Here is a 25124-nt window from a genome sequence, read left to right as displayed (position 1 = left end):
GGACTTTCTTTAGTTCATTCTATAAATCATGAGAAAGTGGGGAGCTAACATGTCAACCATCAAAGTAGCCGTCGCAGGAGCAGCCGGCAGAATGGGCAAGGAAGTCGTCAAACTGGTACTCGAGGATCCTGATCTGGAGCTGGTTGCCGCCGTCGGACGGTCCGGAGAGGGGACGGACGCAGGCACTTTGGCCGGGCTGCCGGAATGCGGCGTGAAGCTGACCTCCGATCTAGAGATGGCACTGGTCGAAGGAAGGCCGGACGTGCTGGTGGACTTTACGACACCGCAGTTCGCATACCCCAACACGACTTTGGCCGTAGCCCATGGGGTTCGTCCCGTAATCGGCACGACGGGCTTCACCCCGGAACAAATCGAAGAGTTGGACAAGCAGTGCAAGGAGAAGGGGATCGGCGGGCTGATCGCACCGAATTTCTCCATCGGGGCCATACTGATGATGAAATTTGCCGCGCAGGCGGCCAAGTATTTCCCTCATCTCGAAATCATGGAATTCCATGGGGATCAGAAGCTCGACGCGCCTTCCGGCACCGCCATCAAAACGGCTGAGATGATTGCTCAGAACCGCCAGGAGATCCGCCAAGGAAATCCGAACGAGGAAGAGACGATTGAAGGCTCGCGCGGAGGATATTATAACGGTTTCCGCATTCACAGCGTCCGCCTTCCTGGCGTGTTCGCCCAGCAGGAGGTATTGTTTGGAGGCTTTGGCCAAACGCTGAAGATCCGCCACGATTCTTATGAGCGGGCAGGATATATGCCCGGCGTCAAAATGGCGGTCGAGAAGGTTATGACGTACGAGGGTATGGTTTACGGGTTTGACCATTTTATAGAGTAGTTCAGGAGGGGTTACAACATGCTAAAAATCGCATTCATCGCACACGACCGAAAAAAAGACGAGATGGTCAACTTTGTCACGGCTTATGAGCATGTATTTGAGGGACACCAGCTGTATTCCACAGGAACGACCGGACAGCGTATTATGGAGGGCACCAACCTGAAAATCCACCGGTTCATGTCGGGTCCGCTCGGCGGTGACCAGCAGATCGGGGCGCTCGTGGCCGAGAATGAGATGGACCTCATTATTTTCCTGCGGGATCCGCTGATGGCTCAGCCTCACGAGCCGGACATCAATGCGCTTCTCCGTCTTAGTGACGTCCAGGGGATTCCGCTTGCGACTAACATCGCAACGGCCGAAATTTTGGTCAAGGCGCTGGACCGCGGAGATTTTGCCTGGCGCGAGCTGGTACATAAATATAAGCCGGGTGCTGAAATATGAGTGAACGGCTGGATATTCTGATTTTCGGCGCCCATGCGGACGATGCCGAAATCGGGATGGGCGGCACGATCATCAAGCATGTGCAGGCCGGGCTTAAAGTGGGGATCTGCGATTTGACCTATGCGGAAATGTCCTCTAATGGAACGGTCGAGCGCAGGAAGCAGGAAGCGGCAGCCGCGGCTGGTGTTCTTGGTCTTTCCATGCGGAGCAGCCTTGGACTGCCGGACCGTGGACTGTTCATCACTCCGGAACATGTGGAGGCCATCACTGCGGAAATCCGCCGTCATGCGCCGAGGGTCGTCTTCGCTCCGTATTGGGAAGACCGCCATCCCGATCATGTAGCCTGCAGCAGGCTGGTTGAGGAAGCGGTGTTCAACGCCAAGCTGCGCCGGTACATGCCGGACGAGCCGCCTGTACAGGTGGAGCAGCTGTATTTTTACTTCATTAATGATATGGGCAGAGCCGATTTGATGGTGGATATTACCGCACAGCAGGAAATGAAGGAACAGGCGCTCCTGTGTTACCGGTCGCAGTTTGAGATGACTCCGGTTGAAGGAGAAACGGTGGTTACCCCGTTGAATCAGGGATATATCGAACGCGTCAGATCCCGCGACCGGCTGACCGGCCAGCGCAGGCTCATTCCCTACGCGGAAGGCTTTGCGATCAAGTCGCCTTACGTCGTGGACATGTTCATTTCAGGATCCGAATAATGACCGATAGACAGGACTGAAGTCAAGCGCCCAATCTTTAGGCTTGATTTCAGTTCTGACTTTTTATAAGCTGAAAGCGCGCAATCGAAATATCCGGTTGAGCGGTTGTCCGCTGTAAAATGAAACGTCGCCAGACGTTTTTAATATTCTCTGGGTACATAATATAGAGAAGGCATGTAAAGAAGGGGGGACACGAAGCTTGGGTCAATCACTTAAAATTGGCATCACCTGCTATCCGTCACTCGGAGGCTCAGGTGTAGTCGCGACCGAGCTCGGCAAGCTGCTGGCCGAAAAGGGCCACCAGGTACATTTTATTGCCCACAGCATTCCATTCCGGCTGGGAGGGCAATTCCATAAAAACATTTTTTATCATGAGGTTGAAGTCAGTGATTATTACGTATTCCGCTATCCTCCTTATGACTTATCCCTTGCGACCAAAATGGCACAAGTGGCCAATATGCAGCAGCTGGACATTTTACATGTCCATTACGCGGTTCCTCACGCGGTGTGCGCCTTCTTGGCCAAGCAGATGGTAGGAAGCAACCTGAAGGTGGTCACGACGCTTCATGGCACGGATATAACGGTACTGGCGCAGGACGAATCTTTAAAGGATCTGATTCGCCTTGCGATCAACGAAAGCGATGCGGTCACGGCGGTATCCGGAGACTTGATCCGGGAAACCCGTGAAGTGCTGGATATCAGTCGCGATATCGATCTGACGTACAATTTTGTGGATAAGCGCATCTATTATCCGCGCGATACGTCCTCGCTTCGCGGCGACTATGCCGAACCGGACGAGAAAATTTTGATGCATATTTCCAACTTCCGCCCGGTCAAACGCGTCGGTGACGTCGTGGACATCTTCGCCAAAGTCAACGAGCGGATGCCTTCCAAGCTGCTGTTCGTCGGGGAAGGTCCGGAGCTGCCGAAGGTCCAGTGCAAAATCAAGGAGCTCGGACTGGAGCATAAAGTTCACTTTTTGGGCAAACAGGACGAGATCGCACAAGTCATCTCGTTGGCTGACGTGCTTCTGCTTCCATCGGAAAAAGAAAGCTTCGGCCTGGTTGCGCTCGAAGCGATGGCATGCGGCGTTCCGACGGTGGGATCGCTCGCCGGAGGAATTCCCGAGCTGGTGGTTCACGGCGAGACCGGGTTCCTATCCCCGATCGGAGATACGGACCAGATGGCCGATCAAGTGCTGCGGCTGCTGACGGACAGCGATCTTGCCGCACGGTTCCGCGAGGCCTGTCTGACCCGGGCATGCCGGGAATTTTCCGACGCATTAATCACACGCAAGTATGAACAGATCTATTATCGCGTTCTCGGACGCGAGGTGCCCCAGCTGGATGCGGTGTGCAGATAAGAGGTAGTCATTTAGGGGGTCATGGAAAGTTATGAAATGGAAGCAGGCGGATGCCGGGATGGCGGGCTGCGCCGAGCAGGTGCTATCCGTCCTCGAAGCGCATGGGCATGAAGCGTATTGGGTCGGCGGATGCGTGCGTGATGAACTGATGGGCCGGCCGGTCAACGACATGGATATCACGACATCGGCCCGCCCCGATGAAGTGACCCGGCTCTTTGAACGGACGGTGCCTACGGGGATTGAGCACGGAACGGTCACCGTTCTGGTTGGAAACTACGCCTTTGAGGTTACTACATATCGGGTGGAGGGTTCTTACGAAAATCACCGCCGGCCGGCGGAAGTGGCCTTTGTGCGAAATCTGTCCGAGGATTTGCGCCGCCGGGATTTCACGATGAACGCGATTGCCTGTGACCGGCAGGGACGGATCGTTGACCCTTACCATGGTGAAAATGACATTCGAAAAGGGATCATCCGCTGTGTTGGAGAGGCCCGCATCCGCTTTCAGGAGGATGCCCTGCGGATGGTGCGGTGCATCCGATTTGCCTCGGTGTTCGGTTACCGCATTGCCTTTAACACCTGGAAAGGCCTTCTCCTGGAAAGAGAAGGAATTCAGTATATCGCGCTGGAGCGGATCCGGGCGGAGCTCGACAAAATGATGGAGGGCCCTAATCCTTATCTCGGCCTAAGCCTGCTGGGAAGGAGCCGATTGCTGGAAAAAGCCCGGGTACCGTTTACATCTAGCACCGTGGACGCCTCCCTGTCGAGGATCGGCGACATCCCTTCCAAGGAGACCGCTGTCAGATGGGCCCTGCTTATGCTGGCCTGCGGCTTAACCGGACAGGATGCCGGAAACCTGATGCGCCAGTATACGTTTTCCAACGATGCCCGCGAGAAGGTTGAAGCCCTTTTGTTTTTGGACGAAGAGGTAAAAGGGTTGAGTCGCGAGACCCATCTTAGAGAGCAGTGGGTAGGTCTAGTACTGAAATACGGTAAAGAATCTATCCGGCGCTGGCTCCTGCTTTGCTCAGTGCTGCCGCAGGAGAACAGGGGGACGGCAGCGGATGAGCTGCTGGCCCGCGGGCTGGAATGGATGGACGAAATGAGGATTTTCCACCTTCACGAGCTCCAGATCGGCGGCTCCGATTTGATCGCGATTTCGGGCAAGAGGGGCGGGCCTTGGGTGGGAGAACTGCTGAAGCAATTGCTGTTTAAAGCGGCGGCAGGCATGCTGCCCAATACGAAATTGGATTTGACAGAAGAAGTGAAACGGGTGATGGTTACCGATGAAAAAGGCTGAGACCCTTTTGGATATACTGCTGGATGCGGAAGAATTTGTTTCGGGCGAGGAGATCAGCCGGCGGCTGTCGGTCAGCAGAACCGCGGTCTGGAAACAGATCAACAAGCTCCGTGAGGCAGGGTACGAATTTGAAGCGGTTCCTCATAAAGGCTACCGGATTGTCAGCAAGCCGGACCTGCTGGATCAGCAGGAGCTGGCGCAGCGGATACAGTCTAAAGTGATGGGATCGCGGCTGAAAATATTGGGGACGACGGTATCGACGCAGGAAGAAGCGAAAGCGCTGGCTGAGGAGGGGGCGCCGGAAGGCACCCTGGTCATTGCCGAAGAACAGACCGGCGGCAAAGGGAGGATGGGCCGCAAATGGTTTTCGCCCTATGGAAAAGGCATCTGGATGAGCCTGGTCCTTCGGCCCGAGCAGCCGCTCCATTACACACCGCAGCTTACGCTCTTGACCGGAGTGGCGGTGTGCCGGGCGGTCCGCAAGGTGACCGGCGTCATGGCCGGTTTGAAATGGCCGAACGACCTGCTGGTCGACGGGCGGAAAATTTGCGGCATCTTGCTGGAGTCGGCGGCGGAGGACGAGCATGTCCGCTACTGCATTGCCGGCATTGGAATCAGCGCCAACCTGGACCGCGACGATTATCCGGAAGAGCTGACGGGGATCGGAACTTCCCTGAAGATCGAGGCGGGAGAGCCGATCGACCGGATGGCGCTCATCGCCACGGTGATGGAAGAGTTTGAAATGCTGTACGAGCTGTACCGCAAAGACGGATTTCAACCGGTCGCCTCGCTGTGGGAGGCACTGTCGGTAACGTTGGGCAAGCGTGTGTCGATTCAGACCGCACGCGGGCCGATCGAAGGAATGGCCGACGGGCTTGATGCAAGCGGCGCGCTTCGGGTTCGTACCGATGCGGGAGAGCAGATTCCTGTTTTTTCCGGAGATGTCGAACTTAGACGATGAAAATATAATGAATTTTTGGTATAATGACATGTAGAGGCGGTATCGACGGATGATCGAACTGCACTCTGCATGTTTTTGTTTGAAGAACACCCTCATAACTGCAAATGGAATATTGCCGTTACGTTGGATTCTGCTCTGAGCCGGAAGGACCGAGACAGAAGGGACGATCGCAAGTGACCCTTTATGCCCTTTCGGACCTTTTTAGTGACTCACTAAAAGGTTTTTTTGTTTTTATCCTATTTTTCACACCCATCGAAAGGGGAAGAAGCACAATGGCAAACAAACAACCACTGAATATCGTGAAAATGAAAAAGATGAAGGCGGATGGCATCCCGCTCTCCATGGTAACCGCCTATGACTATCCTTCGGCGAGCTTGGCGGAGGAAGCCGGCGTGGACATGATTCTGGTCGGAGATTCGCTCGGGAACGTGGTGCTCGGTTATGATTCCACGCTGCCAGTGACGATCGACGACATGGTGTACCATACGAGATCGGTTGTCAGAGGCGCCGGGCATACATTTATCGTGGCTGATATGCCGTTTATGACGTATCACGGAAGCATCGACAGCACGCTGGACAACGTCAAACGCCTGATGCAGGACGGTCATGCCCATGCCGTGAAAATGGAAGGCGGACGCGAAATCTGCACCGCGGTGGAAACGATCGTCAAAGCCGGCGTTCCCGTGCTTGGCCACATCGGCTTAACGCCGCAGTCGGTGAACCAGATCGGGGGTTACCGCATTCAAGGTAAAGACGAGGCGGATGCCGCCAGATTGCTGGAAGATGCGAAGGCTCTCGAAAAAGCAGGGGCCTTCGGCGTTGTGCTTGAACTGGTAACGGAGGAAGTAGCCCGCTTTATTTCCGAGCAGCTGTCGATTCCGACCATCGGGATTGGCGCCGGGCGGTATGTCGACGGCCAGGTGCTCGTATTCCATGATTTGTTTAAGTACGCATCCCCGTATCGCGACAAGCGTTTTGTCAAAACCTATGGTGACATCGGAACGATCGTTCGCGACGGGATCAGCCAGTACGTTCATGACGTGAAGAGCCGCTCTTTTCCGGATGAGACCCATGTATTTACGGCAGACGATCAGGTCGTCGAGAACTTGTACGGCAAAGGAAAGGAGAAGGTGGGACGCGCATGAAAGCTGTAAGAACGATTGAAGAACTGCGCAGCGGTATACGGGCGCTACAAATAAATTTGGGACCGGAAGCCACGGTCGGCCTGGTTCCAACGATGGGTTATTTGCATGAGGGGCATGCCAGCTTAATCCGCCGTGCCCGCAAAGATAACGGAATTGTCGTCGTCAGCATCTTCGTCAACCCGATCCAGTTCGGTCCGGGCGAAGACTACGAAACTTATCCGCGTGACGAAGCAAGAGATCTGGCACTGGCCGAAGCGGAAGGAGCGGATCTGGTCTTCCTTCCGTCGGTGGAGACGATGTATCCGCAGCCGACCAAGACCAAAATCATGGTGTCGGACATTACGACCCGTTTGTGCGGCGCCTCCCGTCCGGGACATTTTGACGGCGTGACGACGGTGGTGAGCAAGCTGTTCAACATCGTTCAGCCCGATAAAGGTTATTTTGGCATGAAAGATGTACAGCAGGTCGCCGTGCTTCAGCAGATGGTACAGGATCTCAACATGAACGTGGAGATTGTTCCCTGCCCGATCGTACGCGAGGAAGACGGCCTGGCTCTAAGCTCGCGCAACGTGTACCTGAGCGAAGAGGAACGCCGGCAGGCGCTCGTGCTGTCACGCTCTCTGCGCGAGGCTGCGGCCGCTGTGAGCGAGGGGACGGCGGTAACCGCCGGGGACATTCGAAACCTCCTGAAGCGCGTCATCAGCCAGTCTCCGCTGGCCGATATCGAATACGCCGAGGTCGTGTCTTTCCCTGGGCTGCAGCCTTATCCCGATGACGAAGAAATCAGCCGGAAGGACGAGGCCGTCCTGATGGCCCTAGCCGTCCGTTTCGGTCGGACGCGCCTGATCGATAACCGTTTATTTAATCCCAAGGAGGCGAATTGACCGATGTACAGAACGATGATGAAATCCAAAATCCACCGTGCGACCGTAACCGAAGCGAATTTGAATTATGTGGGAAGCATAACGATCGATGAAGATTTGATGGAAGCCGCCGACCTGCTGGAGAACGAAAAGGTCCAAGTGGTGGATAACAATAACGGGGCGCGTCTGGAAACTTATGTCATCCCAGGTCCCCGCGGGAGCGGTGTGATTTGTTTAAACGGGGCGGCAGCCCGCATGGTTCAGCCCGGCGACACCGTCATTATTATATCCTACGCCGTCATGTCCGATGAGGAAATCAAAAGCCACAAGCCGACGGTAGTTTTTGTGAATGAATCCAACAAGCCGATGAACACGATGAGCAAAGAGGTTCACGCCACGATTATTTAAGGACTCGTCGGGTATGCGCGGGGAAGCTAAGACAAGGAATGGCAGCCCGGAGCGGGAATGAAAAAGCCCGGGTTAACAAAAAATGAGTTCAGGTGACCGCACTGATTTCATTTTTGTTTAAGGTGGGATGCAGCCATGTTTCAGCATGTATTCGCGGAAATGAACAACATGTTAGACGAAATCGTGAAACATTACCCCACAGCGCAGGAGGCCCAAAAGCATCAGCTGATCCAAAAGTGGAATTTGCTCAAAACGATGAGCGACGGCATCATAGAAGAATGGTTGTCTTTTGAAGAGAAAATGGGCGCTTTCCGGGAGCAGGCCAAGATCGCGCCTGTATTTCCGCAGCATGAAACGCCCGAGGTCGAGATGGATTCCTTTATCCGGGGGCAGGGATATTTCAAGCTGCTGATGTACAGGCAGGCGGCCCAGCAATTTGCGCAGGTGATCCTCGAATTTCCCGACAGCTATTTGGCCCGGATGTACTTGGCTATGGCGTATTTGCACCTGGAGGAGCCGGCGGAAGCCCGCCATCATTTCCAGTGGATTCTGCCGCTTGCCCAGCATCCCAAGCTGAAGGCGATGGTGCTGAATGCGCTTGGCTGTGTCGAGGCGATGCAAGGGCAGCTTGGCAAGGCCCAGGATTATTTTACGCTGGCGCTTTCGCATGATCCCTCGTTCCCGGATCCGCTAATGAATCTGCAGGTTTGCCAGCAACAGTGTGGTCAGCTTCATTATGGAAGCCAGTTAATATCGCTGATGTAATGCATGTGAGAAGACGATGCCCGCTGCACGGAAAGCGCCGGGTGTCGTCTTTTTCTATAGAACCGGAAGTTCAAGTTTTTCCTTCCTTGAATTTTCAAATGTGAAATCTTCTGTTATGCTGTTAAGGAGACTGGACGAAAGGATTTAGGAATCATGAAATTTGCCGTACTTGACTTCGAAACGACAGGCAACCAGTCCGCAGACGAAATTATTCAAGTTGGACTTGCCATTATAGAAGAGGATGGGACGATTTCAAAGGTGTATGGCTCTTATGTCAACCCGGGTATCGAAATCCCTCCGTTTATTACGGGACTTACCGGCATTACGAATGAGGATGTGGCCGCAGCTCCGGCCCTGGAAGAAATGATGATGGAGCTCGTGCCGCTGCTCGACGATGTGGTCCTGGTAGGGCATAATGTAGCATTCGATTTTAATTTTTTGCAAAACGCACTCGACCGGTGCGGCTATTTGCCGTTCTCTGGGCGGATTCTGGACACGCTCGACCTGCTCAAAATATGCTTCCCTTCGCTGACTTCCTATCAGCTGGGCATGGTGACCGGACACTTCGGTCTTCAGCATGACCGGCCGCATCAGGCCGACAGCGACGCTTTGGCGACGGCATACGTTCTGCTGAAGTGCCTGGATGAGCTGAACAGCCTGCCGTTGATTACGCTGCAGCGGCTGGCCGAGCTGTTTGCCGATGAGGACAGCGACCTCGGCTGGTATTTCGACGGTCTCTGCCAGGAGAAGGAGCGGGAACCCGCTCAAGATCTGAACAGCCACACCTTTTACCGCCAGCTGGCGCTTAAGGTGGAAGACTGGACCGAAATGGCCCCGCCGCGCGACGACGTGGACGACAATCCGCTCAAAGGCGTCGAGTTTAAGGAATATTTGGCCGAGATCGAAAAACGGCTGCGCGATATTATGCCTCATTACGAGGAGCGCGAGCCGCAGACGATCATGTTCGACCAGGTGATGAATGCGCTGGATCAGGACAAGCATCTGCTGATCGAAGCCGGGACCGGGACGGGCAAGTCGCTCGGCTACTTGATCCCCTCGATTTATCAGAGCGTGAAGCAGGACCAGAAGGTGATGGTCAGCACGCATACGATCAACCTGCAGGAGCAGCTCCGGGAGCGGGATATCCCACTCTTGACACAGGTCGTGCCATTTCCTTTCAAGGCTGCCGTGTTCAAAGGCAGACAGCACTATTTGTGTTTGAGAAAATTTGAACATAAAATAAACAGAAGAGACTTTATCAATCCGAAGGAAGACACCATCACAGCCGCCCAGATGATCGTCTGGCTCGCCCAGACCGAATCGGGTGATGACGAGGAGCTGAGCCTCGGCGGCCGTGCGGGAGACTTCTGGGAGACCGTAAGCAGCGACTCGGACTCCTGTCAGGGCCGTGCCTGCCCTTGGTTCCGCAAATGCTATTACCATCGGGCCAAGCATGAAGCCGGAATCGCGGATGTCGTCATAACGAACCATTCCAAGCTGTTTACGGACGTCAAGGCAGGCCATCAGCTGCTGCCATCCTACGAGCGGCTCGTGATCGACGAAGCCCATCACCTGGAAGACGTTGCCGGCAAGCATCTCGGACTTCATTTGAAGTACTTTACGGTCGTCCATACGCTGACACGGCTCTATAAGGACGCCCGGAGCGGGCAGCTGCCGGCGCTTCGCCAGCTGCTTCAATCGTCGGCCTATGAGCAGGCCGGTGAATGGACCGCCGTGATCGACCGGATGAGCGAGGATTTGGTCGATGTCAAAGAGCACTGGGACAAGCTGAGCGAATTGCTCTTCGGCCTGCTTCCGGAACGGAGCGACGCTGCTCCCGGCGACGGCGGCCAGTATACGCTGCGCCTTCAGCCGGGGAAAAAGCCGAAAGAGTGGGAGACGCTGGCGGCGCTCGAAAACCAGATCTTTGTCACGATAGGGGAAATCGTCCGCAAAGGCGAAAAGATGCTGGCCGAATACAAGGAGGAGCAGGATGATTATGGTTCCGACAGCCTGATCACCGATATCGGCGGGCTGCTCAAGGACCTCAGCTCCGAGCGGGAGAATCTCCGCTTCTTTATGACGCTGAACGACGAAACCGTCGTGTACTGGATGGAAGCGAGCGGCCATTTCCGCAGCAAATCGCTCCAGCTGTACGCTGTTCCGGTTGACGTCAGCAAGCAGCTCAAGGAGCTGTTTTTTGATAAGAAAAAGAGCGTCATCCTAACGTCCGCCACCTTATCCGTAGATAAATCGTTCCAGTATATGATCGATAACCTTGGGCTGCAGGAGGACCAGGACAGCGGACGCCTTGTGACGGTCCAGCTTCCGTCCCCGTTCCGGTACAGGGACCAGGCGCTGCTCGTCATTCCGCGGGATTTTCCAAGCGTGAAGGGAAGCGTCGGGGACGCCCTGTTTGTCGAAACGCTGGCCCGCTCACTGGCGGACGCCGCGATCGCGACCCACGGCCGGATGCTGGTGCTGTTCACCTCGTACCGCATGCTGCGTCAGGTATACGAGCCGCTGAAAGAAGCCCTCGCACAAAGCGACATCGCCGTGCTTGGACAGGGCGTAGACAGCGGCAGCCGCACGAAGCTGATCCGGCGGTTTACGGACAGCAGCGCTTCGGTGCTGCTTGGAACGAGCAGCTTCTGGGAAGGCGTGGACATCCCGGGTGAAGCGCTGACTTGCCTGGCCATCGTCCGGCTCCCGTTTCAGCCGCCGAACCATCCGCTGGTGGAAGCGAAGAGCGAGCTGCTGCAGCGCCAGAAGAAGAACCCGTTCATGAAGCTGTCGGTCCCGCAGGCCGTCATCCGCTTCAAGCAGGGCTTCGGGCGGCTGGTCCGCACCGCCCATGACCGGGGCATCGTCATCGTATACGATACGCGCGTTATCGAATCGTATTACGGGAAGTACTTCCTGTACTCGCTGCCTGGACCGAAAATGGAGCATATGCAGACAGACCAGATGGTTCCGCGCATCTCTGAATGGCTTCATCAGGACGGTGTGTCTTAAATGAGTCCATTAGATAGATTGAACTAAAGCGGTTAGAACAGGAAATTCAATGCAAAACTTTAGTTCAATCTATATAACCAAATAAATATTCAAGCCGTTCAATAGGGGGAACATGCATGAAATCGGAGAAAATATCCGAGGCGGTTGTCCGCAGATTGCCTATATATCTTAGATATCTAAATGAGCTGAACAAGCGGGAGGTGGCCACAGTCTCCTCCCAGGAGCTCGGGCAGAAGCTGGATCTCAACCCGGCGCAGATCCGCAAGGATTTGGCGTATTTCGGGGATTTTGGCCGTAAGGGGATAGGGTATGACGTGTCCTATCTCATCGAGAAGATCCGTCAAATTCTGAATTTGGATCAGCAGATCAACGCGGTGCTGGTCGGAGCGGGGAATCTTGGTCAAGCTTTGTCCAACTATAACTTTTACCTGAAGGAAAATATGAAGATCGTGGCCGTGTTTGACGCCAATCCGTCCAAAATCGGCACACGGATCAACACCTTGACGGTACAGGCCATGGATGAGCTGAAAGAAACGATACAAAGCAAAAATATCCGGATCGGGATCATTACCGTCCCGGATTTCGAAGCACAAAACGTCGCCGATCAGCTGATTGCGGCCGGGATCGAGGCGATTCTGAATTTTGCGCCGACGATTCTGAAGGCGCCGGCTAGCATCCGGATCCATGCTGCCGATTTTACGACGGATTTGCTCAGCCTCGCTTATTATTTGAACAACGGAAAGGACGACACGGAAGATGACGGACAATTTGAAGAGCTCCAGCAGCCGGAGCGCCAATCCTAAATGGGCCATCAAGAACGGCAGCTTTGCCGTTTTGCGGCCGGAGCAGCCGGTATTATACGGCTGGATGGTCATTGAGGGCGACCGCATCACCTATATCGGTGAAGAGGAGCCGCAGCTGGAGGAGGGCGTACAGGTCGTCGACGGCACGCATTTATTTTTTATGCCGGGCCTGATCAACACCCATGGACATACCGCCATGTCGCTGCTGCGAGGTTACGGAGATGACATGGTGCTCCAGGAATGGCTGCAGGAAAAAATGTGGCCGATGGAAGCGAAATTCACGTCCAGTGACGTCTACTGGGGGACTTCGCTGTCCGTGCTTGAAATGCTGAAGGGCGGCACGACGACGTTCCTCGATATGTACGATCATATGGATCAGGTGGGCAAAGTGGTGACTGAATCCGGCATGCGCGCTGCCCTGACCCGCGGTGTCATCGGTCTGTGCCCGGAGGATGTGCAGCGGCACAAGCTGAACGAAGCCATTCAGTTCGCCAAGGACTGGCACGGGCAGGCAGACGGCCGGATCACGGCGATGATTTCTCCGCATGCCCCGTACACATGCCCTCCTGATTTTATCGAGAAGTTCGTTCAGGCGGCGCATGACCTGGATCTGCCGATGCATACGCATATGTCGGAGACCAAGGCGGAAGTGGAGCAGAATGTACGCGATTATGGAACGCGTCCGGCGATTCATTTGGAGAAGCTCGGCATGTTCTCACGGCCGACGATTCTGGCACACGCGGTCCATTTAACAGACGAGGAAATCGACATTTTGGCGAAGCATCACGTGACGGTATCACACAACCCTGGCAGCAACCTGAAGCTGGCGAGCGGTGTGGCCCGCGTTACCGACATGATGCAGGCAGGCATTACGGTTTCCCTGGGAACCGACAGTGCGGCGAGCAACAACAATTTGGACATGTTTGAAGAAATGCGCCTTGCCGCTTTGATACATAAGGGCGTCTCGGGAGATCCGACGGCGGTTCCCGCGGCGGAAGCACTGCGTATGGGCACGATCTACGGAGCCCAATCCTTGTTCCTGAAGGGAGTCGGTGCACTTGAGGCCGGGATGAAGGCGGATTTTATCGCGGTGAATACGGATCAGGCTCATTTTCTGCCGCGTACGGACTTCATTTCACACGTCATTTATTCGGCCAGCGCGAAGGACGTTGAGCATGTCTGGGTGGACGGGAAGCAGGTCGTGAAGCACGGCAGCTGTCTCACCCTGGACGAGGAACGCATCCGCAGGGAAGCCCAAGCGGCTTTTGAAGGTCTTCTCTCCCGATAAGACCGGGATGATTAGCTCACCTTTCAGAAAGGAAGTTCAGGTTGAAGAACAAGAAAAAATGGATCTTTCTCGGCATTGTCGCCCTGCTGCTGATCATTTTCGGCGCTTACCGTTATTTTATTTACGTGCTGCAGGATCAATGGAGCGAAAAGGACACCGCTATTGCCAAAGCGAAGCAGGAAGCCGGAATCGTGTCGGTCGCCGATGCCCAAAAGTCGGTGTGGGACCAGAACAGCATCTACTGGGTCGTGGAAGGGACGAACAAGACGGGCCAGGAGGTCATGGTCTGGGTGCAGTTCACCGATCAGGGAAAACCCAAGGAAGGCCAGAATACCGTGCATCAAGAGCTTTTGAGCAGCGGTATGTCCAAAGAGAAGATGAAGGCCAAAATCAAAAGCTCCATTCCCGGCATCAAAGATATGCGCCTCGTACCGGGTGTTTATAACGGAGAATACGTATGGCAGCTGTTCTACAAGGTGAAAGATCACTATTACTATCAATTTTACCGGTTCAGCGACGGAGCGGAAATCGGCAGCCCGTTCACGCTGCCCAATCGATGATTTTGTTTAAACGGCCATATCATGCAGAAAGAACCCCATCCTCAAATGGGGTTCTTTGGCTTACAAAGGATAATATTTAAAATATATTCACACTTTACCTTCGATTTAGTATATACAATGTGATATACTCTTATTTGTATTGAAGAGATATATATGACGAACAGCCCGGATTGTACTATAATTAGAGGATAGCGTTTTTCAGTAAAATTCAGAAGCCCGCTTCAGATTGGAAGAAGATTTTTCTGCTCTTTATTGAAAAACAGGTATATAGAAGTGCGGTCAGATGCGTGTATCAAACGAAGAGATGCTTGTGTTTCGCGACAAGCGCAAAACCATCCATCGAATCGGACTGGAACAAAAGCATGGTGACGACCAATGGACTTGAACCGCTAACGAAATATTTATTTTTGTCATCTAAAGTTTACTTTTTTTTGCTTTACCATTTCGAAAGGGGGACAACAAGTGAAATTGCGTCCATTGCCTATTATTATAACTGTTGTGGTTTCGGTAGCCGTACTGTTTGGCGGCTGGTTCTTTTATCGGCAAACGACCCTGCAGGGTCCGCTGCAAAAAATCGTCAGCAATTATCAGGGCGTGAATAACGCACATATTAATATTACCCGTGATCAGGTGGATTTGAAACTCGATTTGAAGCCGAATGTAAATTTGGCTGATTTGGCGGATAAAATCTCCACTGAAGGCAAATCCGTCGTCGGCACCCGGACGCTGAAGTTCGATTTTGTGGATCATTCATCGGACAAGCTGAACCAGTATTGGGATAAAGCGATGTTCTCTGTAGCCGAAGCGATGGAAAACAAGCGCTATACGGAAATTCCGGTCAAGCTGCAGGATCTGGCTAAGGGTACCGGAATTCAGACGAAAGCCGAAATGGACACGAAAAATGTCTATATCACGCTGACGGACGGCAGCTCAAGCAAGTTTCTTGTTCTGCCCCGTGATCCCGGCAAGATGGGAGTGTGGGAATAATGCCTAAATTGCTGAAGGAAATTTTGATCGGATTTGTGCCGGTATTATTCATCTTTCTAGCTTTTGTAGGGGTCAATGTCATCCCTCTCATTATCGCCGGCCTGATGATAGGCGGACTCCTGTTTATGACCAACATGAGAGGCGGACTGACGGTAGGTGCTGCTTCGGAACGCAAGCGTAAAAAGGGCGGGCCGAAGAAGCTCACTTTTGAAGAAATCGGCGGCCAGGATAATGCCAAGCAGGAACTGCGCGAGGCGCTGGACTTCCTGATCCGTCATGATGAAATCCAGAAGCTCGGCATTCGCCCGTTGAAAGGAATTCTGCTGACGGGACCTCCCGGAACAGGGAAGACGCTGATGGCCAAAGCGGCCGCACATTACACGGATTCGGTATTCGTTGCCGCATCCGGCAGTGAGTTCGTAGAAATGTACGTCGGCGTCGGCGCGGGCCGCGTCCGGGATCTGTTCCGCGATGCGAGAAACCGGGCAGCCAAGGAGAACAAGCAGAGCGCTATCATTTTCATCGATGAGATCGACGTCATCGGCGGCAAGCGCGAAGGCGGGCAGCAGCGCGAATACGATCAGACGCTGAACCAGCTGCTGACCGAGATGGACGGCATTTATTCGTCGGACAGCCCGAGAATCCTTTTGATTGCGGCGACCAACCGCAAGGAGATGCTGGACAGCGCGCTGCTTCGTCCGGGACGGTTCGACCGTCATATTCAGGTGGACCTGCCTGACAAGAAGGGACGCAAGCACATCCTGGAGCTGCATGCGAAGAACAAGCCGCTGCACGAGAATGTCAACCTCGATAAAATCGCCGAGGAATCTTACGGCTTCTCCGGCGCCCAACTGGAGAGCGTTATGAACGAAGCCGCGATCTACACGATGCGTGAAGGTCTGAAAGAGATCGAGCAGCGCCATCTGTCCATGTCCATCGACAAGGTGATGATGGGTGAGCGCACCGACCGTGAATCGACGATCGAAGAGAAGAAACGCGTCGCCATCCATGAGCTTGGACATGCCATCATGGCAGAGCTGGTACGTCCGGGCAGTGTCAGCCAGGTGGCCCTCAGCCCACGCGGCAAGGCGCTCGGTTACGTGCGCCATAACCCGCAGTCGGAGCAGTACCTGTACACGAAATCGTTCCTGGAAGAGCAGATCATGATTGCTCTCGGCGGCGCGGCGTCGGAGGAAATTTTCTACGGCGGACGCAGTACCGGTTCGAGCAACGACTTTGAACAGGCGCTCGACATCGTCAAGACGATGATGAGATCCGGCCTTACGTCTCTTGGCATCGTAAACATGGATATGGTTACGACCGAAGAGCTGATGAAGGTGAACAATGAGATTCTGGAAGACCTGATGGGCAGAACGCGCAGCCTTCTGGAGAACCACCGGATCATTTTCGACAAATCTCTGGATATTTTGCTGGCAGAAGAAACGCTGTCCGGCGAACAATTCCGCAAGCTGTTTCATGAGTTTTCACTACTGCCAGCCTGATGCGCTGGCTCTTTTTTTTACTTTTTTTTAATGCTGCGTTATTATTATAAGTTGGGTCGTAAATGTATTTTTCGACAAGAAGGGTACAATAAATATAGAAGACCATGGAAGGTGGAGCAGAAACATGTACTTTAAAAAAATTGGTGTTATCGGCGGGGGGACGATGGGCCAAGGCATAGCCGAAATGCTGGCCGCCAGAGGCCTGGACGTTCTGCTGGTCGAGAAAACGCCGGAGAAACTCGATTATTCGTACAGCATGATCGAAACGAGTCTCGATAAGCAGCTGGAGAAATGGGCGATCACCCAGGCGGAGAAAAAGCTCATTTTGGGCCGAATCCAAAAGGTGGTCCATTTTGCTGAGCTGGGAAGCTGCGATATGGTCATTGAGACCATTTCGGAGGATCTTGAAGCGAAGAAGGAAGTATTTGCCCAGCTGGATCAAGTGTGTCCTAATCATATTATTCTCGCCAGCAATACTTCTACGCTCAGCTTAACGGAGCTTGCGAGCACGACGATGTATCCGGAGCGTGTCATCGGCCTGCACTTTATCCATCCTGTCAGCAAGGTTGACCTCGTGGAAATTATCCGCGGCTTGAAGACGTCTGATTCCACGTTCGGGGAAACGAAGCGTTTTGTGGAGGAAGTCGTGGACAAGAAAGGGATCATGGTCTATGAGTCCCCAGGCTTTGTGACGAGCCGCATGATCTGCCTGATGATTAACGAAGCGCTGCATATTCTGCAGGAAGGCGTCGCCTCCGCGGAAGATATTGACGATGCTATGCGGATCGGCTATTCGTTCCAGCACGGACCGCTCGAAATGGCGGACCGCTTCGGTCTGGATTCGGTCCTGGCCGCTCTGGAGCGCATGTTCCGCGAGTTCGGCGAATTGAAATACCGTCCGTCCATCGTGCTGAAGAAAATGGTTCGTGCCGGGCATTTGGGCGTGAAAACGGGAGTAGGCTTCTTCAAGTATGATAAGGATGGTGACCGCGTATGAAAATTTTGGTGATTAATGCTGGCAGCTCTTCGCTGAAATACCAGCTGTATGATATGACAGACGAAAGCGTACTTGCAAAAGGACTCGTAGAACGGATCGGCATGGACTCATCCATCGTTACCCATAAACCTACCGGCCGTCCGGACGTGACCGAGGTCAGCGAAATTTTGGAGCATACGACGGCGATCCGCAAAGTGCTTGCCCTGCTGACGGATAAAGAGAACGGCGTGATCGAATCCGTGGATGAAATCCAGGCGGTCGGCCACCGGGTCGTGCACGGGGGAGAATTCTTCAAGGAATCCGCTCTGGTGGATGCGGAAGCTAAGTCTAAAATCCGCCAGCTGTTTGATCTGGCGCCGCTTCATAACCCTGCATCCATGCTGGGGATCAAAGCAACGGAGGCGAATATGCCTGGTGTTCCGCAGGTTGTCGTGTTTGATACCGCCTTCCATCAGACCATGCCGGAGACGGCTTATTTGTATGCCATTCCGAGAGTGCTGTACAACAAATACAAAGTCAGACGTTACGGTATGCACGGCACCTCGCATGATTTTGTCAGCAAAGCTGCGGCTGACTTCCTGGGCCGGCCGCTGGAAGATCTGAAGATCATTACCTGCCACATCGGTAACGGGGCGAGCCTAACCGCCGTGGATGGCGGAAAATCGGTCGACACCTCCATGGGCATGACACCGCTCGAAGGCTTGATGATGGGTACGCGCAGCGGTGACCTGGATCCGGCGATCGTTCCTTACGTGATGAACAAGGAAGAGCTGACGGTCAACGAAGTGAACTCCATGCTGAACAAGCACAGCGGTCTATTGGCCATTTCCGGCATCAGCAGCGACATGCGAGAAATTACCGAAGGGATGGAGAAGGGCGATGCCCATTCCAAGCTGGCCTTTGACATGTACGAATACCGTCTGCGCAAGTACATCGGTTCATACGCAGCCGCGCTGAACGGCGTAGACGTGATCGTCTTTACGGCGGGCGTCGGTGAGAATTCGGTTGTTTTGCGTAAAAAAGTATGCGAAAATTTGACTTACCTGGGCGTGGAATTGGACGAAGAACTGAACGCCGTCCGTTCCGGCGAACCGCGCCGCATTTCTTCCAGGAACTCCAAGGTGGAAGTGCTGGTCGTTCCGACGAACGAGGAACTGGTGATCGCCCGCGATACCAACCGGATCGTTCAATCCTTGAACGCCTAGGCTGAAGGGATACAGGCAAGTAAAGTTAAGGGAGAGATTGAAGCATGGCCACCAAATGTGTAATTCGTGACGTAAGCAAGCACGTGGGCGAAACCGTCACGATTGGCAGCTGGATCAACAACAAGCGTTCCAGCGGTAAAATTCAATTTTTGCAGCTGCGCGACGGCACCGGATACATCCAGGGCGTCGTCGTCAAGAGCGAAGTCACCGATAAAGTGTGGGAAGACGCGAAAAGCTTGACGCAGGAGAGCTCCCTGTATGTCACAGGCGTCGTGCGCGAAGAACCGCGCAGCCCGTCCGGTTATGAAATGACGGTAACGGATGTGGAAATCATTCATCTGACGGAGAACTATCCGATTACGCCGAAAGAGCATGGCGTCGACTTCTTGATGGATCACCGCCACCTGTGGCTCAGATCGTCCAAGCAGCGGGCGATCCTGGTGATCCGCGCCGAAATTATCCGCGCTGTGCAGGAGTTCTTTGACCAGAACGGCTTCACTCTGGTGGACCCGCCGATCTTGACGCCGACGTCGGCCGAAGGGACAACGAACCTGTTCCACACGAAATACTTCGAGGAGGACGCCTATCTCACACAGAGCGGTCAGCTGTACATGGAAGCCGCGGCGATGGCCCTCGGGAAAGTGTATTCGTTCGGACCGACTTTCCGTGCCGAGAAGTCCAAAACCCGCCGCCATTTGATCGAGTTCTGGATGATCGAGCCGGAAATGGCATTTACGGATCACGAAGAGAGCCTTCGTGTGCAGGAGCAGTTCATTACGCATGTGGTGCAGTCCGTCGTCAAAAACTGCCGGGCAGAGCTGGAAGCGGTAGGACGCGATGTATCCAAGCTGGAGAACATCCAGGCGCCGTTCCCGCGCATCACGTACGATGAAGCGATCGAATTTTTGCATGGACAAGGCTTCGATATTCCTTGGGGCGAGGATTTTGGCGCTCCGCATGAAACGGCGATTGCCGAAAATTACGACAAGCCGGTGTTCATTACGCACTATCCGGTCGGCATCAAGGCGTTCTATATGAAGCCGGATCCGAACCGTCCGGACGTCGTGCTGTGTGCCGACATGATCGCTCCGGAAGGATACGGCGAAATTATAGGCGGCTCGCAGCGGATCGACGATCCGGAGCTGCTCGAGGAACGCTTCAAGGAGCATGAGCTGTCCACGGACGCCTACCAATGGTACCTGGACCTGCGTAAATACGGTACTGTGCCGCATTCCGGATTTGGTCTCGGACTGGAACGGACGGTAGCCTGGATTTGCGGTCTGGATCATGTTCGCGAGACGATTCCGTTCCCGCGGACGCTGTACCGCTTGTACCCATAATGCCGGAAGAGGTGGAGCTCATGGACAATGCAGGTTGGAAGACATGGGCCGAGGGAGCATCATCCGGACTCGGGGCAGGCATGGCGGTCATTCCGTATGTGCTGCTTCGCCATTACCGCAAGCTGAAGCTGACGGATAGCGAAGCGATGCTGCTCGTTCACCTGATCGCGTTCAAGCAGGTCGAGCAGAAGGACTTTCCGACGATGGAGGAGCTGGAGGAGGTTACGGGATCCGGCGCCCAGTCGATTGCGGAGTCGCTGCAGAAGCTGATGAGGGCAGGGTTCATCGCCATCGATGAGGAGCTGGACGAGCTGCGCGGTATTCAATATGAACGGTACAACTTGTCCGGTCTGTATCATCAGCTGAGCCTGTGCCTGGCGAGCGAGGAGAAGCAGCGGACCCAGGCTGCGAACAGACGGACGAAGAAGGCGGCCAAGCCGGAGACGGACAGCAGCAATATGTTTACCGTTTTCGAAAAGGAATTCGGCCGTCCTCTCTCACCGATGGAATGCGAAACGATTTCGGGTTGGATGGACCAGGACCGTTACCCTGAAGAGCTCATCCGCATGGCGCTGAAGGAGGCGGTCTTTGCCGGTAAGGTCCATTTTCGGTACATAGACCGGATCCTGCTGGAATGGAGCCGCAACCGGGTGCGTAGTGCCGAGGACGCCAGAGCCTACACGCAGAAGTTCCGCGGCGGCGGCAGAGCCTGACATCAGAGAGTTGAAAGCGTGCCTTTCCGGTTAAACGGAAAGGTACGCTTTTTTAGCGTCTGAACAGAACGATTAGCCGTGTGTTTGAATCTGGTAAGGACAGCTGCTGCTTGGAAGCGGTTTGGTTTCCGTCTGAATATGCGACGGTTCGATGGACGTTTCCATATAAAAAAGGCGGATCGGCGGGCGGCGGGAACATGATCGGCAGGCAGGAGTATGGTACAATATTTCATAGTGTTTAAGAAGCTGGGCTGTAAGCTTTTATAGGTTAAAGGAGGATATCCATGAAGAACATACTGATCCTTGGCGGTACCCGTTTTTTCGGCAAACGGCTTGTTGAGCGGCTGCTGGAGGATGGGCATGAAGTCACCATCGCGACAAGAGGAAACACGCCGGATCCCTTTGGCGACAGGGTAGAGCGGCTGGTGCTGGATCGTGAGAATAAGGAATCTCTGGCCCAGGCCGTGGCAGACGGCAGGGTGTGGGAAGTCGTATATGACAACATCTGCTACTCTCCTCAAGCGGCCCAGGATGCCTGTGACGTATTTCAGGGAAAAGTCAAAAGATACATACTTACCTCGTCTCTGTCGGTGTACGATCCTTCTTCGCACCGGAATCAGGAGAAGGACGTCAATCCGTACATTTATCCGATCACGATGGGAGGCAAGGATGATTTCTCCTATGCGGAAGGCAAGAGGCTCGCCGAGGCTGTCTTTTTCCAAAAGGCCGACTTCCCGGTATGCGCCGTCCGCTTCCCGATCGTGCTGGGGGAGGATGATTACACGGAGCGGCTTGAATTCCATATCCGGCGGATCCAAAGCGGTACGCCGATCGGCATGCCGAATCTGAGCGCCAAGTTAGCGTTGATCGATTCTGAAGAGGCCGCCTCTTTCCTGGGCTGGCTGAGAACCCAGCGTGTGGAAGGGCCAATCAATGCCTGCTCGCAGGGGGATGTCAAACTGTCGGACATCATCGGCTGGATCGAGAAGGAAACGGGACGCAAAGCCATCATCCAGCGGGAGTCGGCGAAAGAAAATGCTTCCCCTTTTGGCGTACCGGAGTCCTGGACGATGGATACCTCCAAGGCGGAACGGCTGGGATATTCGTTTAAGCCGATCCGCTCGTGGGTTCCGGCTTTGATCAAGCAGCTATCTCAGCAGGAGAATGTTTAGAAAATCATTTGCGGCGCTTCAGCTGGCCTGGGGCAGCCAAGCACGGATTCATTCAACCGGCCATTTAGGGCAGCCTCTTCCTTCGGGGAGGGGCTGTTTTTCTTTTGGATGATATTGGCACGAATTTTTTTTGAAAAAGATGCAGGGTTAACCCGGAGGGCCGGCGTCTATAGATACGGGAAGGAGGAGAGAGTTATTGACGAGGAAGCATTGATCGAGCAAATTCGTGATGGCGACCAAAGCGCGTTCCGCACGCTCGTGGAGCGTTACGGACAGCATGTGTTCCATACGGCCTACTCGGTGCTGAAAGATGCCAAGGAAGCCGAGGACGCGGCCCAGGAAGCCTTTATACAAGTGTATAAATCTCTCTCCGAATACCGGTCCCAAGGATTCAAGACGTGGTTGACCCGCATTGCTTTACATAAAGCCATCGATGCTAAAAGAAAGCTGGGCAGGCGCAGGGAAGACCAGCTTGCGGATGCAGAGCAGCTGAACCAGTGGCCTTCCGGTGAAGCGGATCTGCTGGCCCAGCTGGTCAAGAAGGAGAAAAAAGAGACGCTGGAGCGGAGGTTACATCGCCTGCCGCAGCAGCATCGCGAAATTTTGATTCATTTTTATATTCAGGAAAAAAATTACGAGCAGATCGCCAAGGAGCAGGGAATTGCCGTCAAAACGGTGGAATCCCGGCTGTACCGGGCGAGAAGCTGGGTCCGCACCCATTGGAAGGAGGAGGAGTGGAAATGAGTCACAAAGGACGCTCCCAGCCGGTGACGCAGGATTGGGTGGAGTACATTCAGGGGGATTGCTCCCCGGAAAAAGCGGATTCGCTGGAGTCGCTGCTGCTGGAGGACGATTCGGCCCTGGCGGCATACATGCAGGTCATGAATGATCTGGGGCCGAAGCTGCCCGGTCTCGAATATGAGCAGCGGTTCATCGACAACGTCATGGGTGCTCTTCCTTCCGAAGATAAGGATGCGGAGCGCGGAGCAAACGAAAATTGGCGCCGGCGGTGGTACGAGCATCGCATGTTCCATTACGCCGTGGCGGCCTGCATTACGCTCGTATTCCTGTCGACCGGATGGTTCGACAAGCTGGGCCCGGAAACGCTGCACAAGGCGGGGACCGGCGGTCAGCCGACGTATGGTGAAAAGCTCGTTCATGTGACGACAGGCTGGCTGGACCGGCTGAAGCCATAAAAAGAGGGAACAGATGACCATTCAGAACAGAGGAAAGGAACGATGACTTTGTATCCACAACGCAGTAAGATGGCTGCTTTTATTCTCAATTTCATCCCGGGCCTCGGCCACTATTACATGGGACGGAAGCTGAGAGGGGTTATATACCCCATGCTGTTTTTTGGAGGCATTTTGTTTGGAGTAATGGTGGCGATCGCACTGGGTGAAGGCGGCATGTTTTTTGCTTTTACCCTGCTGTGTGCGGCTATACTATGGGGGATCTGCATGCTGGACCTGATCGTGTATCTGGTGCGCATGCCTGCTCTGCAACCGGGGTATCCGCCGCAGCCTTATCCTCCGCATTGGGAACCGGGGGCCGGTCCTTATCCGGGAGGATATAGCGGGCAGGGGCAGCCTGGGTTTCCGGGGAATGGACCCGAATTTGCCCAGGAAGGAATGTATGCGCAGCAGCCGTACCCTCCTTATCCGCAGCCCAGCCCGGAGAACGAGCGCTTCTTTACCATTCTACTCTCCTTTATTCCGGGGCTAGGACATCTTCATATGGGATTGATGCAGCGGGGCCTGTCGTTCCTGATCGCCTTTTTTGGGCTGGGGACCGTCATGTTCTTCCTGACCGGCCTGACCAGCCATGCGTTCTTTATGCTGTTCCTCGGCATCCTGCCGATCATCTGGCTGTACTGCATGTTTGACGCCGTGCAGCTGATCCACCGCAAGCAGGCCGGCGAACGGGTTGAGGACCGCACCCTGTTCGACGAGATGGAGGCCGGCCGGGCGGAAGGACGCCGCAGCAAAGTGCTCGCCACGCTGCTGTCTGCTTTTCCGGGAGCCGGACATATGTATCTGGGCCTGCAAAAAAGAGGGCTGCAGCTGATGGTAATTTTCCTAGGGAGCGTCTACATTTTGGATTTGCTGCGTCTGTCCCTGTTCATGTTTCTCATTCCGCTCATCTGGTTTTACGCCTTCTTCGACGGGCTGCAGCAGACGAGCCGATACGGGCGGGAGCCCCTTATCGACCGGCCTGTCATTGAAGGCATCAAGCTGCACCAGAAGTGGCTTGGCATTGGCCTAATGGCACTCGGCGTGTATTATATCGCCACGAGCCTGATCATTCCCGAGCTTGAAGCACGTTTTCCAGAGTTCCATATCGATTACCGGATTTCGCATTACTTGAAAACAGCCATCGTGGCCCTGCTGCTGATCGGCGTAGGCATCCGGCTGTTAACCGGGCCCAAACCTAGCGGCCGGGAGAGAAGCCAAGGGGATTTTTAAACGGATATTCACTCTAAAATACTGTTCGGCACTTCATGCAGCCTGACTTGAGTCAGGCTGTTTTTTTTATGGGGATTAAAGAGGATAGATATGGTGGCATTGGGGCCTTACGAGCAAATGACTTATAGCGGTAACCAATGGAGCACGATATCGATTGCTTTCCTGTTTCAGGAAATGGTATGATAGCCCATGCTCTAGCATGAGTTCGGGGCGGAATCGGGTATGAAGGTTTCTATCATGGAAGCCCGCAGCTTGCCCAGGACATAACTGAGAT

The 25124-nt window shown here is 54.2% G+C and carries 24 protein-coding genes; all 24 read left to right on the top strand.

The window, feature by feature from the left end; genetic code table 11:
• Window positions 1-49: 49 nt before the first annotated feature.
• Window positions 50-850 carry a 4-hydroxy-tetrahydrodipicolinate reductase gene (gene dapB / locus MKY74_RS25580; RefSeq protein ID WP_076170122.1) on the top strand — a complete coding sequence of 267 codons (801 nt, stop codon included), beginning with the start codon at window positions 50-52 and terminating at the stop codon, window positions 848-850.
• Between the two features lie 18 nt (window positions 851-868).
• Window positions 869-1291 (top strand): methylglyoxal synthase, encoded by a 423-nt coding sequence (gene mgsA, locus MKY74_RS25575; RefSeq protein WP_076170123.1) that lies wholly within the window; start codon window positions 869-871, stop codon window positions 1289-1291.
• Window positions 1288-2001, top strand: coding sequence for a bacillithiol biosynthesis deacetylase BshB1 (gene bshB1, locus MKY74_RS25570; RefSeq protein ID WP_076170124.1), 714 nt, complete (start codon window positions 1288-1290; stop codon window positions 1999-2001). Before mgsA ends, bshB1 begins: the two co-directional genes overlap by 4 nt.
• A 199-nt stretch (window positions 2002-2200) precedes the next feature.
• The gene (gene bshA, locus MKY74_RS25565) at window positions 2201-3364 is read left to right on the top strand and encodes an N-acetyl-alpha-D-glucosaminyl L-malate synthase BshA (protein ID WP_076170125.1); all 1164 of its coding nucleotides are present in this window, start codon (window positions 2201-2203) and stop codon (window positions 3362-3364) included.
• Between the two features lie 31 nt (window positions 3365-3395).
• Window positions 3396-4661: a CCA tRNA nucleotidyltransferase gene (locus MKY74_RS25560; protein ID WP_341013163.1), complete on the top strand. Its 1266-nt coding sequence runs from the start codon at window positions 3396-3398 to the stop codon at window positions 4659-4661.
• On the top strand, window positions 4648-5622 hold the full coding sequence (locus MKY74_RS25555) for a biotin--[acetyl-CoA-carboxylase] ligase (RefSeq protein WP_076170861.1): 975 nt from the start codon (window positions 4648-4650) through the stop codon (window positions 5620-5622). Before MKY74_RS25560 ends, MKY74_RS25555 begins: the two co-directional genes overlap by 14 nt.
• 272 nt (window positions 5623-5894) lie before the next feature.
• Complete coding sequence (gene panB, locus MKY74_RS25550) at window positions 5895-6767, top strand: 3-methyl-2-oxobutanoate hydroxymethyltransferase (RefSeq protein WP_076170863.1); 873 nt, start codon at window positions 5895-5897, stop codon at window positions 6765-6767.
• Complete coding sequence (gene panC / locus MKY74_RS25545) at window positions 6764-7651, top strand: pantoate--beta-alanine ligase (protein WP_076170866.1); 888 nt, start codon at window positions 6764-6766, stop codon at window positions 7649-7651. Before panB ends, panC begins: the two co-directional genes overlap by 4 nt.
• A 3-nt stretch (window positions 7652-7654) precedes the next feature.
• Complete coding sequence (panD, locus tag MKY74_RS25540; RefSeq protein WP_076170868.1) at window positions 7655-8038, top strand: aspartate 1-decarboxylase; 384 nt, start codon at window positions 7655-7657, stop codon at window positions 8036-8038.
• Window positions 8039-8173: 135 nt separating this feature from the next.
• Window positions 8174-8803, top strand: a complete 630-nt coding sequence (locus MKY74_RS25535) for a tetratricopeptide repeat protein (protein ID WP_076170870.1) — start codon at window positions 8174-8176, stop codon at window positions 8801-8803.
• Window positions 8804-8956: 153 nt separating this feature from the next.
• The gene (dinG, locus tag MKY74_RS25530; RefSeq protein WP_076170872.1) at window positions 8957-11818 is read left to right on the top strand and encodes an ATP-dependent DNA helicase DinG; all 2862 of its coding nucleotides are present in this window, start codon (window positions 8957-8959) and stop codon (window positions 11816-11818) included.
• A 116-nt stretch (window positions 11819-11934) separates the two neighbouring features.
• Complete coding sequence (locus tag MKY74_RS25525) at window positions 11935-12621, top strand: redox-sensing transcriptional repressor Rex (RefSeq protein ID WP_076170875.1); 687 nt, start codon at window positions 11935-11937, stop codon at window positions 12619-12621.
• Window positions 12575-13909 carry an amidohydrolase gene (locus MKY74_RS25520; protein ID WP_076170877.1) on the top strand — a complete coding sequence of 445 codons (1335 nt, stop codon included), beginning with the start codon at window positions 12575-12577 and terminating at the stop codon, window positions 13907-13909. The genes MKY74_RS25525 and MKY74_RS25520 overlap by 47 nt, the downstream gene beginning before the upstream one ends.
• 41 nt (window positions 13910-13950) lie before the next feature.
• Window positions 13951-14469, top strand: coding sequence for a cell wall elongation regulator TseB-like domain-containing protein (locus tag MKY74_RS25515; protein ID WP_076170879.1), 519 nt, complete (start codon window positions 13951-13953; stop codon window positions 14467-14469).
• Between the two features lie 462 nt (window positions 14470-14931).
• Window positions 14932-15456, top strand: coding sequence for a hypothetical protein (locus tag MKY74_RS25510; protein ID WP_076170881.1), 525 nt, complete (start codon window positions 14932-14934; stop codon window positions 15454-15456).
• Window positions 15456-16958 carry an AAA family ATPase gene (locus MKY74_RS25505; RefSeq protein ID WP_076170883.1) on the top strand — a complete coding sequence of 501 codons (1503 nt, stop codon included), beginning with the start codon at window positions 15456-15458 and terminating at the stop codon, window positions 16956-16958. Before MKY74_RS25510 ends, MKY74_RS25505 begins: the two co-directional genes overlap by 1 nt.
• 124 nt (window positions 16959-17082) lie before the next feature.
• Window positions 17083-17955 carry a 3-hydroxyacyl-CoA dehydrogenase family protein gene (locus MKY74_RS25500; protein ID WP_076170885.1) on the top strand — a complete coding sequence of 291 codons (873 nt, stop codon included), beginning with the start codon at window positions 17083-17085 and terminating at the stop codon, window positions 17953-17955.
• The gene (locus tag MKY74_RS25495; protein ID WP_076170888.1) at window positions 17952-19160 is read left to right on the top strand and encodes an acetate/propionate family kinase; all 1209 of its coding nucleotides are present in this window, start codon (window positions 17952-17954) and stop codon (window positions 19158-19160) included. The genes MKY74_RS25500 and MKY74_RS25495 overlap by 4 nt, the downstream gene beginning before the upstream one ends.
• Before the next feature lie 44 nt (window positions 19161-19204).
• Window positions 19205-20500, top strand: a complete 1296-nt coding sequence (gene asnS, locus MKY74_RS25490) for an asparagine--tRNA ligase (RefSeq protein WP_076170891.1) — start codon at window positions 19205-19207, stop codon at window positions 20498-20500.
• A 20-nt stretch (window positions 20501-20520) separates the two neighbouring features.
• Window positions 20521-21213, top strand: a complete 693-nt coding sequence (locus tag MKY74_RS25485; protein WP_076170893.1) for a DnaD domain-containing protein — start codon at window positions 20521-20523, stop codon at window positions 21211-21213.
• A 284-nt stretch (window positions 21214-21497) separates the two neighbouring features.
• The gene (locus MKY74_RS25480; RefSeq protein WP_076170896.1) at window positions 21498-22385 is read left to right on the top strand and encodes an NAD-dependent epimerase/dehydratase family protein; all 888 of its coding nucleotides are present in this window, start codon (window positions 21498-21500) and stop codon (window positions 22383-22385) included.
• A gap of 108 nt (window positions 22386-22493) precedes the next feature.
• A complete protein-coding gene (locus MKY74_RS25475) occupies window positions 22494-23129 on the top strand; it encodes an RNA polymerase sigma factor (protein WP_076170898.1) in 636 nt (211 codons plus the stop codon).
• Complete coding sequence (locus MKY74_RS25470; RefSeq protein ID WP_076170900.1) at window positions 23126-23581, top strand: hypothetical protein; 456 nt, start codon at window positions 23126-23128, stop codon at window positions 23579-23581. The genes MKY74_RS25475 and MKY74_RS25470 overlap by 4 nt, the downstream gene beginning before the upstream one ends.
• A 42-nt stretch (window positions 23582-23623) precedes the next feature.
• Window positions 23624-24850: a hypothetical protein gene (locus MKY74_RS25465; RefSeq protein WP_076170902.1), complete on the top strand. Its 1227-nt coding sequence runs from the start codon at window positions 23624-23626 to the stop codon at window positions 24848-24850.
• Window positions 24851-25124: the final 274 nt, after the last annotated feature.

The organism is Paenibacillus sp. FSL R5-0378, from assembly GCF_038009285.1.
In the GTDB taxonomy this organism is placed as follows: Bacteria; Bacillota; Bacilli; order Paenibacillales; family Paenibacillaceae; genus Paenibacillus_AQ; species Paenibacillus_AQ favisporus.
Note: the sequence above shows the minus strand (reverse complement) of the source record. Positions and strands in the feature narration are given on the sequence as shown.

What these genes read in the sequence shown, in the direction of transcription:
- dapB (WP_076170122.1), top strand. Translation starts at nt 50, where the DNA reads ATGTCAACCATCAAAGTAGCCGTCGCAGGAGCAGCCGGCAGAATGGGC.
- MKY74_RS25475 (WP_076170898.1), top strand. Translation starts at nt 22,494, where the DNA reads ATGATATTGGCACGAATTTTTTTTGAAAAAGATGCAGGGTTAACCCGG.
- MKY74_RS25500 (WP_076170885.1), top strand. Translation starts at nt 17,083, where the DNA reads ATGTACTTTAAAAAAATTGGTGTTATCGGCGGGGGGACGATGGGCCAA.
- MKY74_RS25480 (WP_076170896.1), top strand. Translation starts at nt 21,498, where the DNA reads ATGAAGAACATACTGATCCTTGGCGGTACCCGTTTTTTCGGCAAACGG.
- mgsA (WP_076170123.1), top strand. Translation starts at nt 869, where the DNA reads ATGCTAAAAATCGCATTCATCGCACACGACCGAAAAAAAGACGAGATG.
- MKY74_RS25555 (WP_076170861.1), top strand. Translation starts at nt 4,648, where the DNA reads ATGAAAAAGGCTGAGACCCTTTTGGATATACTGCTGGATGCGGAAGAA.
- MKY74_RS25520 (WP_076170877.1), top strand. Translation starts at nt 12,575, where the DNA reads ATGACGGACAATTTGAAGAGCTCCAGCAGCCGGAGCGCCAATCCTAAA.
- MKY74_RS25505 (WP_076170883.1), top strand. Translation starts at nt 15,456, where the DNA reads ATGCCTAAATTGCTGAAGGAAATTTTGATCGGATTTGTGCCGGTATTA.
- bshB1 (WP_076170124.1), top strand. Translation starts at nt 1,288, where the DNA reads ATGAGTGAACGGCTGGATATTCTGATTTTCGGCGCCCATGCGGACGAT.
- panC (WP_076170866.1), top strand. Translation starts at nt 6,764, where the DNA reads ATGAAAGCTGTAAGAACGATTGAAGAACTGCGCAGCGGTATACGGGCG.
- dinG (WP_076170872.1), top strand. Translation starts at nt 8,957, where the DNA reads ATGAAATTTGCCGTACTTGACTTCGAAACGACAGGCAACCAGTCCGCA.
- panB (WP_076170863.1), top strand. Translation starts at nt 5,895, where the DNA reads ATGGCAAACAAACAACCACTGAATATCGTGAAAATGAAAAAGATGAAG.
- MKY74_RS25495 (WP_076170888.1), top strand. Translation starts at nt 17,952, where the DNA reads ATGAAAATTTTGGTGATTAATGCTGGCAGCTCTTCGCTGAAATACCAG.
- MKY74_RS25525 (WP_076170875.1), top strand. Translation starts at nt 11,935, where the DNA reads ATGAAATCGGAGAAAATATCCGAGGCGGTTGTCCGCAGATTGCCTATA.
- panD (WP_076170868.1), top strand. Translation starts at nt 7,655, where the DNA reads ATGTACAGAACGATGATGAAATCCAAAATCCACCGTGCGACCGTAACC.
- MKY74_RS25560 (WP_341013163.1), top strand. Translation starts at nt 3,396, where the DNA reads ATGAAATGGAAGCAGGCGGATGCCGGGATGGCGGGCTGCGCCGAGCAG.
- MKY74_RS25470 (WP_076170900.1), top strand. Translation starts at nt 23,126, where the DNA reads ATGAGTCACAAAGGACGCTCCCAGCCGGTGACGCAGGATTGGGTGGAG.
- asnS (WP_076170891.1), top strand. Translation starts at nt 19,205, where the DNA reads ATGGCCACCAAATGTGTAATTCGTGACGTAAGCAAGCACGTGGGCGAA.
- MKY74_RS25465 (WP_076170902.1), top strand. Translation starts at nt 23,624, where the DNA reads ATGACTTTGTATCCACAACGCAGTAAGATGGCTGCTTTTATTCTCAAT.
- MKY74_RS25485 (WP_076170893.1), top strand. Translation starts at nt 20,521, where the DNA reads ATGGACAATGCAGGTTGGAAGACATGGGCCGAGGGAGCATCATCCGGA.
- MKY74_RS25535 (WP_076170870.1), top strand. Translation starts at nt 8,174, where the DNA reads ATGTTTCAGCATGTATTCGCGGAAATGAACAACATGTTAGACGAAATC.